The sequence below is a fragment of the Glaciimonas sp. PCH181 genome (assembly GCF_003056055.1).
Lineage (GTDB): Bacteria > Pseudomonadota > Gammaproteobacteria > Burkholderiales > Burkholderiaceae_D > Glaciimonas.
Genome location: NZ_PYFP01000001.1, coordinates 559,228 through 571,550 on the forward strand (window position 1 = coordinate 559,228; position 12,323 = coordinate 571,550).

The window sequence follows — 12,323 nt, forward strand, 5'->3', positions numbered from 1 at the left end:
TTTCGTTTATATGTCTAGATCAACGTAAACAGCTTAGGTAGTTTCTATTGCCCGCATCTCGCGTGCCGCCACTGACAGCATCGCCAAATCCACGTTGCCGCCTAGCTGAAAATCGATTAACAGACGACGATAGCGCTCCAACTGCGGGCGATTCGCGGTTTGCCAGGCGACGATCATCTCCGGTGACTGATTGATATCCGGCGATAGTTTGATCACGTTCGCGGTAAGAGAGCGTTGCAGCATCGTTAAGTCACTTTGCAAGGCTGTGCGCGCCAGCGTTTGCCAATGGCTGTCTACTGGCAAAGTGGCCGCACGTTCGCGCATCCAACCAAAATTCAGGTTGAGGTCTAATGCGAAATAAACTTGTGCCACCAATTCCAGGCTGCGACCCGTGATCGTCGCGACCTCTGCGATATCCAATACCGCGCCGATTAATTCCGCACTGGCGACACGGCGGGCCAAGGTTTCCGATACCCCTGCCTGAGTGAGCGCAGTTTGTTTCGCTTTGAGAGCATCAGCGTCACTGGTATCCAGCAACGTCAGCAGTATCGGTCCAAGTTGATCGGCGGCAGGGCGGAAGCGGGCTACCGTGTCTTCGATCGTTTCTCCCTTTGCATGCCGATGCAGGAACCAGAAGCTAGCTTGCTCGATCAGGCGGCCGACTTCGATAAACATTTGTGCTTGCAATGCATCGGGCACCTGATTATCTAGCGCATCGATGTCATTCCAGATTTCCTCAAAGCCGAAGACATCGCGGGCGATCAGGCAAGCGCGGATGACGTCGGTCGGACTTGCACCACTTTCGTCGCTAAGACGATGCACAAAGGTTGTGCCGACCCGATTTGTGAGCGTATTCACCACATACGTGGCAATGATTTCACGCGCCAACGGATGCCTTGTCATGACGTCGGGATAACGTTCGCGTAGCGCTTGCGGGAAATACTGCCTCAGCGCATGACTGACGAACTGGTCATCCAGCAAATCGGACGCCAGCGCTGCCTCGTACAACCACATTTTGTTATACGCCATCAGTACAGCGCGTTCCGGTGTAGTCAGGCCTTGTTTGGCGGTTTTGCGTTCAGCAATGGTTTCATCCGAAGGCAAAAATTCGACTGCCCGGTCAAGTCGTCCGGCGCGCTCCAGATAACGAATCAATCTTGCTTCCGGTTCTAACAATGAAGTAGCGCCGCGACCTGCTACAGATAGCGATTGGGTTTGATAGTAGTTGTCGGTCAACACTTGCTTGCCAACTTCATCCGTCATCTCTGCCAGCAGTTTGTTACGTTGCTTCTCGGTCATTTCACCTTCAGTGACGACCAGTCCGAGCAATATCTTGATATTTACTTCATGATCTGAGCAGTCGACTCCGGCGGAATTATCGATGGCGTCAGTACAGATACGGCCACCTTTTTGCGCAAACTCGATCCGCCCAAATTGCGTCAGCCCCAGATTGCCGCCTTCTGCGACGACTTTGCATTGCAATTCGGCACCGTTGACGCGAATGGCATCGTTGGTGCGGTCACCGACTTGCGCGTGCGTTTCATGGCTAGCTTTGACATAGGTGCCTATGCCGCCGTTGTACAACAGGTCGATTGGGGCGATCAGGATCGCGTGGATTAACTCGGCAGGGGATAATTCTTCGGCTGTGATGCCGAGCACGGCGCGGATTTGCGGCGATAGGGGAATCGTCTTGAGCGTGCGTGGATAAATACCCCCGCCTTCAGAGATCAATTTGGCCTCGTAATCCGCCCAGCTAGAGCGTGGCAATACGAACAAGCGATCACGCTCGGCAAAACTGGCAGCCGGATCGGGATTAGGATCAAGGAAAATATGCCGATGATCGAAAGCTGCCACAAGTTTAATATGGCGCGATAGCAGCATGCCGTTGCCGAAAACATCGCCGGACATATCACCGATACCGGCAACGGTAAAATCTTGCTCTTGCGTGTTGATGCCAATTTCGCGGAAATGCCGCTTGACCGCTTCCCATGCCCCGCGCGCGGTGATGCCCATTTTCTTATGGTCATAGCCGACCGATCCGCCAGAGGCGAACGCATCGGTCAGCCAGAAGCCATATTCGGCGGAAATGGCATTGGCGAAATCGGAAAAAGTCGCCGTGCCTTTGTCGGCGGCCACCACCAGATACGGGTCATCGGGGTCATAACGCACGACATTGGCAGGCGGGACCACTTTGCCAGCGACAAGATTATCGGTAAGGTCAAGTAAGCCGCGTAAGAAATCCTGATAACAGGCAATACCTTCTTTTAAATAGGCTTCACGCTCAGAGGCGGGCGGGGCGCTCTTCAGCACAAAGCCGCCTTTTGAACCCACCGGCACAATGACGGCATTCTTGACCATTTGTGCTTTGACCAGACCCAATACTTCAGTACGAAAATCTTCGCGTCGGTCAGACCAGCGCAGGCCGCCACGTGCAACTTTGCCACCGCGCAGATGGACGCCTTCAAAGCGTGGCGAATAGACCCAAATCTCGAACATCGGTTTGGGTGCAGGTAAGCCGGGTACCTTGGCAGGGTCGAACTTGAACGATAAATAGGATTTCGGTTGGCCGTTAGCATCGCGCTGAAAGTAGTTCGTGCGCAACGTAGCTTGAATCACGCCCAGGAACTGCCGCAAAATACGGTCTTCGTCGAGGTTGGGAACCTGATCCATGGCCTCTTCTGTTTGCTGCAACAACGCATTCACGCGGTCCTGATTTTGGGGACTTAATCCAGCCGAAGGATCGAAACGTGCCAGGAATAATTCGACCAGATTGCGGGCTATCGCAGGATTGCCGGTCACAGCGTGTTCGATATAGGTATTGCTGAAGGTGGACCCGACCTGACGCAGATATCTGGCGTAGGCGCGCAAGATGGTGACTTCGCGCCAGTTGAGCTGGGCGGTCAATACTAGTCGATTCAGATCGTCATTGTCGGCTTGGCCATCCCAGACACGGGCAAAAGCATCTTCAAATATGTCTTTGATACGGTCGATTTCGATTTCGCTGTCATCGGCGGTTTGCATGCCAAAATCGTGTATCCAGACTGGCGCGGCATCCTGGACTTCGATTCGATAAGGCCGTTCTTCATTGACCTTGACCCCCATATGTTCCAGCATCGGCAAGCTTTGGGATAACGCAATAGGCTTACCAGCGTGATAAATTTTCAGACGCAAGGAGGAGGCAGCCGCTTCGATCGGACGATACAAATTCATCGCTAAGCCTGCGCGTTGCTGGGCGGCCTCCATTAATTCAATGTCGCGCACCGTTGCGCGGGCTGCGTAATCCTCCCGAAAACCAGCTGGAAAGGATGCTGCGTAACGCCGCAGCAATCGATTGCCGTGCTCTTCACCGCGACTTTCCAGCAATGCGTCGGCAAGATCATCCTGCCAGCGGCGCGTGGCCTTGACGATCTTTGCTTCCAATTCGCCAATGTCGATATTGGCAATGTTGGCGACAGTACCCGGCTCGGTGCGGACTGTGAACTGGATACGGGCCAGTACCGATTCTGACAACAAGGGCGTGAATTCAACGCTGAGGCCGTTAAACGCCTCTAGCAGCAGTAGCTGGATGCGCGTACGCAACTCGGTATTGAATTTGTCACGCGGGACATAGACCAGACAGGAAACATAGCGACCGAATGCATCCTGACGCACAAATAATCGGGTCCGCTGGCGTTCTTCAAGGCGCAAAATGCCGATGGCGGTGTCGTACAGGTCATTTTCATCGACCTGAAATAACTCATCGCGTGGGTATTGTTCGAGGATGGTGGCGAGGGTCTTCGCCAAATGGCCTTTTGGTACAAAACTGGCGCGTTCCTGCACTTTGGCGACCTTGCGCCGTACCAACGGAATATCGCTGGTCGGGACCATATATGCAGTGGAGGTATAGAGGCCGATAAAGCGCCGTTCGCCAATTACTTTTCCTGCGGCGTCATACCGTTTAACGCCCACATAATCAAGATAACCGGGACGATGTACGGTAGCGCGAGAATCGGCTTTGGTAATAAAAACGGGCGAACGCGCATCGATAATTGCCTGCGCACCGCTCGGCAGTTTCGTCATGTCGGCACTATCGGAAGTACGTAATGGATCGCGCAATGACTCACGCAAAATACCCAGGCCCGATCCGACCAGCGCTTGCAGATAGTTTTCACCTTCGTTGACGACTAATTCATAGTCGCGAGAGCCGAGAAACGTGAAATGATCGTCGATCATCCATTCCAGAAAAGCGCGCGCTTCATCGACTTCTGCTTGCAACACTTCATCGTCACATGGCTGTTGTCGCAGATCTTCTACTGCCGCACTGGCGGTGGTCATCATGCTGCGCCAGTCTTCCACTGCGGCCCGAACATCGCCTAATACCTTGGTGACGCCCGTCATGATTTCGACTAAACGGTCGGTCTCGGTACAACGGTCGATTTCGAAGTGAATGTACGATTCCAGCCGTCCGCTGTCGTTATTTTCTGCTCCGACTTTGGCGTTGACATCGCTGGGACGCTGAACCATTTCAATCTGACCGGAGGCGTCGCGCCAGACTCGGAAAACCGGATGAATCGCCGCGTGCAGGGTCAGGCCCAGACGATTGATTTCAGTGGTAACGGAATCCACCAGAAACGGCATGTCGTCATTGACGATCTCGATAACGCTATGGGCCGATTCCCAGCCATGCTCATCGATTTGCGGATTGTAGATGCGGATGCGCGGCGCACCGCTTTTGAAGTGCCGGGCAAACTGCCAGTGAGAAACAGCAGCGCCATACAGGTCTGAAATGCTGCGGCTGAGTATTTGTTCCTCACCAACCTGAGAATAGTAATCGATCAGAAATGTCTGCATGGTCGCAAAAACTGCAGGTGGCAAGCGGTCACCGGCAAACTTCACCATTTCCGCTAGTTGTTGCTGTTTCTTTTGTTCGGCTGCTTTATAAATGACAGACATGGTTCTCTTTCAAATGGTTAACCCGGCTATGCAATATGGTACGCAAAAGTGTGGAGCGGAATAACGTGGGGCAGTAATACTGCCCCCATTCTAATGAACTGATATCGGTCTGATCAAGGCCAGTCTGCGTGAAAACTGCCTTCTTTATCGGTGCGTTCAAAGGTATGCGCACCAAAAAAATCGCGCTGGGCTTGAATCAGATTGGCTGGCAGTTGCGCGGTACGGTACGCATCAAAATACGCGATGGCAGAGGAAAACGCGGGGACGGGAACACCGGCATTGATCGCGGCGACGACAACTTGTCGCAATGCTGATTGATACTTGGCGGCGATGTCGGCAAAGTAATCATCCAGCAGCAAATTTGCCAGTTGCTTATCGGTTGCGTAGGCTTCCATAATTTTTTGTAGAAAGCTGGCGCGGATGATGCAGCCAGCTCGGAAAATCTTAGCGATATTGCCGTAATCAAGCGCCCATTTATAGTTGTCCGATGCGGCTCGCATTTGTGCAAAGCCTTGCGCATACGAAATAATTTTGCTCAGATACAACGCGCGTTGTACAGCATCTATCAGGGCTTGACGATCGCCACCGAATGCTGCATTTAATGATGTCTCGGCCGGGCCGGATAGCTTCTTGCTGGCAGCAATCCGCTCATCTTTCATCGAGGACAATACACGGGCGAAAACCGCCTCGGTAATCAGCGGTAAAGGAATGCCTAAATCCAGCGCGATCTGGCTGGTCCATTTGCCCGTGCCTTTTTGCGCAGCGCGGTCGAGGATGACATCAATCAGGTCTGCGCCGGTGTCAGGATCTTTTTTGGCAAAAATCTGCGCTGTGATATCGATCAGATAACTATCCAACTCGCCTGCGTTCCAGTCGGCATAGACCTTACTCAGATCTGAATTTGATAAGCCGCCGACATGTTTTAGTACTGCGTAACTTTCAGCGATCAGTTGCATATCGCCGTATTCAATGCCGTTATGCACCATTTTGACGAAATGTCCTGCGCCATCTGGCCCGATGTAATCGACGCACGGTACGCCGTCAGGGGCTTTGGCCGCGATTTCAGTCAGAATCGGCGCGACCAGATCGTACGCTTCGCGCTGGCCGCCGGGCATGATTGCCGGACCTTTTAGCGCGCCTTCTTCGCCGCCAGAAACGCCGGTGCCGATGAAATGAATGCCGGATTTTGCTAAATCATCATTGCGTCGAATGGTATCGGTGAAATGCGTGTTTCCACCATCGATCAAAATATCGCCTTGATCCAGCAGAGGTTTGATGGCGTCGATGGTTTGGTCCGTTGCAGTACCGGCCTTTACCATTAATAGTATTCGGCGCGGTTTTTCCAGCGAGTCTATGAAATCTTCCAGCGAATACGTCGCGACCAATGCGCGATCTGGAAATTCAGCGATCAATTCGTCGGTTTTTTCGCGGCTGCGGTTATAAACAGATACTGCGTGGCCCCGGCTTTCGATATTCAGAGCGAGATTGCGGCCCATTACGGCCAGTCCTACTACGCCGATTAATTGTTTCGTCACTTGCTTAGTCATACGTTCTCCCGGAAAAGCGATCGGTTGATGCAGTCGGCGAGTGCCGTTTTTTAGTCAGCATCAAAACATGTTTTGTTGGTTAAAAATTGCTTCAGGCAACGTTTATTTGAAACGATAGGCCAATGAAACAAAGTAAAGCTGCGTCGCTTTTTTGTCGACGATAGGGCTATTCTTTACGCTGTCCCCAAACCATTTATAGCGTCCGTACAAGTTAACCACCCAGGTTGGACTGAGCGGGATTTCAACTTGCAGTGCGACTAGCGGATTGGTGGTGCCCTTTCCCTGATAGGCCTTGAAGTTGCCATTTGCCGCAGATTCGGCGGGCGTCACGCCGTAGTAATAATTGACGTAATTTGCGCTATGGTATTCGGCGCCGATTTGCGGATAAAAGTTGACGGAGCCGGCTTTTATTTCGCCCGCATAGATTGCTTCCAGCAATGTGCCGTGGGATTTGTTGACGTCGTAGAAGGCGTTCAGGAAAAAAGCACCTACCGGGGTTTCTTGATAAGTCCCTACACCCAGAGGAATAGCGTCCTTTCGGTTATGCAAGCCATGAAGAATCGGTGTGTTTTCGGTCTTAAAGCCATCAAAATTAACTTTGCCAGCCAGTTCCAGATAGCCGTAGCCCATTTTGACCGTTTTAATACCGAGGGTGTCAATCCGGGCAAAAAATCTGCCGTAGTCGATGTAGCCATAAGGCAACTTCATGGTGGAGCTATGTTTGCCCCGGATTTCACTGGGCGACTGATAGACGCCCAGGCCCAGATCGCCCACCAGACGTTGGGGCAGCTCCGCATTTTCTGGCGGATTTGGATTTGACTCTTGCGCGAACGCCGTAGAAGCAATCGCCATGCCGGTTAGACCACTAAGAATTGCATTCAGAATTGCTTTGTTTGGAGATGTTTCTTTCATGCTTTTCCAGGGATAGATGCTAATTGCGACTTGTTGATGAATAGTCATCTTAAGGGGTTCTGACTTAATAGCGGCAGATGAGGGTATCGAATAATCGCTTTACGAAGGCATATTCGACGGTGCAAAATTGCTCGCGCTTAATGAGATTTTTGAATTGGGAGATAGTTTAACCTAGGTTTGATTCTCTCTATCGCAGGTATATTTTTCCGGTAGGTTTGCCGCTGTATAGCGGCGATATGTTATGCGTCTATTTATTACTGAGTGTGTGCGTTTCTTTACGGAAAATCAATAAGATGGGCTTGTTATAGCGGCCTTGCGTATTGCGTGTATTCTTTGAAAGCAAATATGAAATCGTTGCTTAATACGTTTGGATTGCCGGATATTGACCTGCAATTAATGCAGGTCACTTTTTGAAAAGAGACTGATATGACCGCCATCACGACGACGATTTATGAAGGTTATGAGATACAGACGCGGGCTGTGCCTAGCGGCGATGTGTGGGCGGCGGAATATTCTGTCAGTAAGGATGGTAAAACCGAGATTCCGTGGACTAGGGCGAATATTGCCGAAGGTCTACCAACGCATGGGACGGCGAATCATGCGGCGCTTGATAACGCACGATCGGATATACAGACTAAATTATCACCATTTAATTAATGCGGCAGGGGGGAACGCTTTGTTGCTGTCTTGAAGCGTAGGAATCATGTTTGAGCGCCTATCGCATAGTAGGGGCTTATGAGATAGATGCGGAGGCTATATGCAAGTCAACGAATTGAATACGGAGATTACGTTTGATGTCCCTTTTGATGGGGGGAAGGTTACTTGTACGGTTCTCTCTGATGCGCTTCGACATCTGACGAAAATTCAAACTTCTAAACTTACGCGTGATCAGTTGGTTAGTGCGTTTTTGGAAAATAAGCCATTGATTCGTGCTGCGGCGATTAAAGAGTTGGAGTTGGGGGTGGATGAGGTTGTGTTGACGGCTTCGTCGTTTTAGATAGCGGTTTGGCTAATTTGGCTTCGGTTTGTTGTAATTGAAACGGTTGGTTCTCCGTTGATGCGAGCTGGGCCGCCCCGGTTTGCATCAACGGAGAACCAACCGAATTATTAAACCAAAACCGCGAATAAAAAAACCAAACCCAAACCACAACTCCCACGATTTGCCCATCGCCAGATGAAATCGAAGAGGAAGGATATACTCTACGTCCACCACATGCAGTTAGACAAGGACACACAAATGATCCCCATCTCGATCCTCGATTTGGTTCGCATTACCCAGGGCAGCAACGCCCGTACCGCCCTTGACAACGCCCGCGATCTTGCGCGCCATGCAGAGCAACTGGGCTACAGCCGATTCTGGATGGCTGAGCATCACAATATGATAGGCATCGCTAGTGCCGCAACGGCTGTGGCGATTGCGCACGTCGCCGCTGGCACCAGCACAATCCGTGTCGGCGCTGGCGGCATCATGCTGCCAAACCACGCTCCATTAGTGATTGCAGAGCAATTCGGCACACTTGCTTCATTATTTCCCGGACGCATCGATCTGGGCTTGGGCCGGGCACCTGGCACTGACCAAATCACCACCCGTGCATTGCGTCGCGATCCCGCCAGCGCAGAATCCTTCCCGCAAGATGTCCTCGAACTTCAGGCTTTTCTAAGCCCTGCAACCGCTGGCCAGAGTATCGTCGCTGTACCGGGCGCAGGAACCGAGGTTCCGCTCTGGATTTTAGGGTCAAGCACATTTGGCGCAAGACTCGCCGCAGAATTGGGATTGCCTTATGCGTTCGCCTCGCATTTCGCACCGGATTCGCTCGAAGCCGCATTGCAGTTTTACCGCGCACAATTCAAGCCTTCCGCGCAACAGGCCGTGCCACATGCCATGGTAGGCGTCAACATTATTGCGGCTGAGACCGACGCCGAAGCGCGCCGTCTGGCGACGACCCAGCAAATGTCGTTCACTGACATGTTCCGGGGTGCACGCGGTCTCAGCAAGCCCCCGATTGACGATATCGACACCTACTGGTCCCAGTCGGAAAAAGCCCAGGCCTCACACATGTTGGCTTACTCGATTGTCGGCTCTATGGAAACCGTGCGGGCGGGGATGGAAAGACTGATATCGATCACCGGGGCGGATGAATTAATGGTGGTGTCGGATGTTTTCGATCATCCCTCACGGTTGCGATCTTACGAGATCATTGCCGAGATAGCGCGTGGCATGGAGCGTCCACGATAAGTTTCTCGCTATTTTTCAAGGTAAAACAAAGGAGCATCGAATCAGCTGATTGATTCGATGCTCCTTAATGTATTAATCGTCTATGCATTCCAGCCAAGTCATCTATGGACGGCCACCAACACGCTACATTTGACCCTCTCCACTAACAACGCATCCATCGACCCTCGCCACCAGCGGGCAGAAAATTTCTGTCGCCGAGAATGTCCGACAATGACCAGATCCGTACCCAATGCATCGGCCAGTGCACCGATAACATCGACCGGTTCGCCCATTTCCAAATGCGTCTTCACATGGAGTCCTGCAGCGGCCATCAGCGTGCGACCTGCGGCCAGTTCCTCGCCCATCGTTTGCGTTCTGACAGCAAAAGCAATCTCAGGCGCATAGCCGCCAGCCATACCGTTAGCGGAAAGCTGAATGACTGCCAGTAAATGAATGGCGGTCGTTGACGGCGGATGGATAAGAATGCATTCGTGCAAAGCCGAACGGCTTTCGGGCGTGCCGTTATAGGCGACCAAGATATTTTTGTACATAAACCATACCTCCCGTCAGGCGGTGAGGTTTCGTCAGGCCAGTTTAGCCCTTGAATGTGATCTATTGTGCGCTTTTTATGATTGAGCGGATATACCGTTTTTGTACCTTTTGAACGTTTCTGGCAGTCCTCATCAGCAGGTGTTTAATGCTTTGCCAAAGTGGGCGACCAACTGTAGTTAACGCAGGCATACGGATTTAACTCTCCCTGAAAAACGACGTTTTCCGCGTTTGAGATCGCTTCAGCAGCGGTTGCAACCACTACCATTTCCGAAGGATTTTTCTCATCAAGAATTCGGACTACAGGCCGCCGCGCCGGGATAGCGCCGTTGATGCGGTATGTTTGCCGGCTGGCGGTCAAATTGGCAATCCACAACGTAGTCTGCCCCAAACGATCAACCCCGGCGATGGCGAGTATTTTGTCCGGTTGCGTGGTATCGCAAGCGATTAGCGTGGCTTCTGCTAATTTGGCTAGTCCGGCGACGATATGAAAGGCAGGATAACGTCGCAATGTATTGTCTGAACTATGATCATGATCGCTGGCAGGCTCTTGATCGTGATTGTGCCCCAACAATCCAAGCGGTCCCATCAATGCACCCAGCGTCAGCACTTCCAGCCCGGCATCGGCGACCTGCGCTGCATAGCCAAGTAGCCACGCGGCCCCAAACAGGCCTTGCTGACGCGGATCACTGCTGGCCATTGGAATGCGTTGCCCGTCCGGGTTCGGCATCGTGCGGCTGCCGTACGGATTTTGGCGCATGCCGATGGTCACCGGCCCGACCCAATAAGGCTTATCTGCACCGATCATGGCGCGGCAAGAACGTGTGATATGGGGCAGGGTTTCCAGCGTTTGCATTACGCTCACATCGTCGGCAGCGTGGACGATGGGATTGGTATTGTGGGTTACCCAGTCCAACTCTGCACATGGCGGTCGTTTTCGATTGAGCTCTGTAAAATAGCTAAACATGCCACCGCCGAGCCGCCTATCCGGAAAAGTCAGGCGAGCTGCCCGATAAATTTGCTGAAATGTCGGGCAGGGCGGCCACACGCTGCCAGGCGGCACTGATTGGCGATCAATCGAAGGACAAATGGCGATGCCATCGGGTTTGAATCCGGATGCGGCAATTTGCGCGGCAATCGCCGCCAATTCGATTCCGGGATCGCTGACACCTGGTAGCACGCATTCCAAAATATAGTCGGCGCGGTAGTGCTCGGCGAGGGCGGCGAAACCGGCCAAAGCTTGCGTACCGTGACCTACTAACGGATCAAAATGGCACAAAATAATGTGCGGACTGATCGCGTGAAGAAATTCGATATTTTGCAGGCTGGATGCGCATTCTTCCGGCGTGACCGCGATGCCGATTTTTGGTAATACTGTCGATGTTTTACGGAGCGTGACGACAGTTTTTTGCGCTGCTGGCAGCGGCGTACAAGGCTGACCGACATTACTTTCAATCTGCAACCAGACCGATTGCGCACCAGTCTCGCCCTCTGGAATTACATAGGGCCAAGGCCGCGCCAACGGTCGGACATAGGTTTTATACGAAGCATCGGACCAATTGCGCTGGTCTTCCATTTCAAATACATCGCCCTCAAACTGACAGGTCGCCTGCAACCCGGCGGCAACCTGATGCGTGATCGCCTGAATATCCTTGAACGGTTGCCATGGCGCAATCAAGGCGGGAAACACGGAAGTCTCGATGCTGTCGTCGGTGTGGGTGATGGTCACAGGCGCGCCCGCTAACCCCGCAATTGGATGCAGCACGCAAAAACCGTTACGGCAGGTTAAAAAATCGGTGATCGCGGTGGCATTGGCTTCAAACTGCAACGTGCCGGATTGATGACCAACGATGCGTATCGTGTACTGCAATTTCTGGCCGTCTGGATCGCGGCAAGTAGCGTCATAGCTTAGGCTGAACTGTTCTGCGTTCTGAGAAAGTTGCAGATTGCTGATGATGGGCGCGTACGTCCCCCAATCCTTGTCACGCACCACATAGGCGATGGCGCGCAGCACTTCATGCCCGGCGTAACAAATATTCCGCAGTCCGCCATCGATAAAATCAACCGTCAGCAAGCCAGCGCTTAATTGCTGCGCTTGACTGGGTGACGCCGTAGTGCCGTAATAAAGCAGACTTAATGCAGGATCAATGGATGCAGTTGTCATGATG

General features: G+C 52.4%; 8 protein-coding genes. 3 read left to right on the top strand and 5 right to left on the bottom strand.

All coding sequences use genetic code 11. The annotated features are described in order from the left end of the window. Positions 1 to 33: 33 nt before the first annotated feature. From C7W93_RS02420 to C7W93_RS02430, 3 genes are all read right to left on the bottom strand, one after another. Entirely contained in the window at positions 34 to 4,932 is a 4,899-nt protein-coding gene (locus C7W93_RS02420; protein ID WP_108438583.1) for an NAD-glutamate dehydrogenase, read from the bottom strand. Positions 4,933 to 5,045: 113 nt separating this feature from the next. Continuing rightward, entirely contained in the window at positions 5,046 to 6,467 is a 1,422-nt protein-coding gene (gndA, locus tag C7W93_RS02425; RefSeq protein ID WP_108440440.1) for an NADP-dependent phosphogluconate dehydrogenase, read from the bottom strand. A gap of 114 nt (positions 6,468 to 6,581) precedes the next feature. Then, positions 6,582 to 7,391 (bottom strand): MipA/OmpV family protein, encoded by an 810-nt coding sequence (locus C7W93_RS02430; RefSeq protein WP_225869730.1) that lies wholly within the window; start codon positions 7,389 to 7,391, stop codon positions 6,582 to 6,584. Between the two features lie 426 nt (positions 7,392 to 7,817). Here C7W93_RS02430 and C7W93_RS02435 point away from each other — a divergent pair, with 426 nt between their 5' ends. The 3 genes from C7W93_RS02435 (at position 7,818) to C7W93_RS02445 (ending at position 9,627) form a co-directional block, all read left to right on the top strand. Further along, complete coding sequence (locus tag C7W93_RS02435) at positions 7,818 to 8,048, top strand: hypothetical protein (RefSeq protein ID WP_108438584.1); 231 nt, start codon at positions 7,818 to 7,820, stop codon at positions 8,046 to 8,048. 100 nt (positions 8,049 to 8,148) lie between these two features. Then, a complete protein-coding gene (locus C7W93_RS02440; RefSeq protein ID WP_108438585.1) occupies positions 8,149 to 8,388 on the top strand; it encodes a DUF1488 family protein in 240 nt (79 codons plus the stop codon). A gap of 240 nt (positions 8,389 to 8,628) precedes the next feature. Next, positions 8,629 to 9,627 (top strand): LLM class flavin-dependent oxidoreductase, encoded by a 999-nt coding sequence (locus C7W93_RS02445; protein ID WP_108438586.1) that lies wholly within the window; start codon positions 8,629 to 8,631, stop codon positions 9,625 to 9,627. Between the two features lie 98 nt (positions 9,628 to 9,725). Here C7W93_RS02445 and C7W93_RS02450 read toward each other — a convergent pair whose 3' ends face one another. Further along, positions 9,726 to 10,157 carry a universal stress protein gene (locus tag C7W93_RS02450; protein WP_108438587.1) on the bottom strand — a complete coding sequence of 144 codons (432 nt, stop codon included), beginning with the start codon at positions 10,155 to 10,157 and terminating at the stop codon, positions 9,726 to 9,728. A gap of 143 nt (positions 10,158 to 10,300) precedes the next feature. After that, positions 10,301 to 12,319, bottom strand: coding sequence for a hypothetical protein (locus C7W93_RS02455; RefSeq protein ID WP_201747149.1), 2,019 nt, complete (start codon positions 12,317 to 12,319; stop codon positions 10,301 to 10,303). Between the last annotated feature and the right edge of the window lie 4 nt (positions 12,320 to 12,323).

Coding starts and splice junctions, on each gene's coding strand:
- C7W93_RS02430 (WP_225869730.1), bottom strand. CDS start 7,391: ATGAAAGAAACATCTCCAAACAAAGCAATTCTGAATGCAATTCTTAGT.
- C7W93_RS02450 (WP_108438587.1), bottom strand. CDS start 10,157: ATGTACAAAAATATCTTGGTCGCCTATAACGGCACGCCCGAAAGCCGT.
- C7W93_RS02440 (WP_108438585.1), top strand. CDS start 8,149: ATGCAAGTCAACGAATTGAATACGGAGATTACGTTTGATGTCCCTTTT.
- C7W93_RS02455 (WP_201747149.1), bottom strand. CDS start 12,319: ATGACAACTGCATCCATTGATCCTGCATTAAGTCTGCTTTATTACGGC.
- C7W93_RS02420 (WP_108438583.1), bottom strand. CDS start 4,932: ATGTCTGTCATTTATAAAGCAGCCGAACAAAAGAAACAGCAACAACTA.
- C7W93_RS02445 (WP_108438586.1), top strand. CDS start 8,629: ATGATCCCCATCTCGATCCTCGATTTGGTTCGCATTACCCAGGGCAGC.
- C7W93_RS02435 (WP_108438584.1), top strand. CDS start 7,818: ATGACCGCCATCACGACGACGATTTATGAAGGTTATGAGATACAGACG.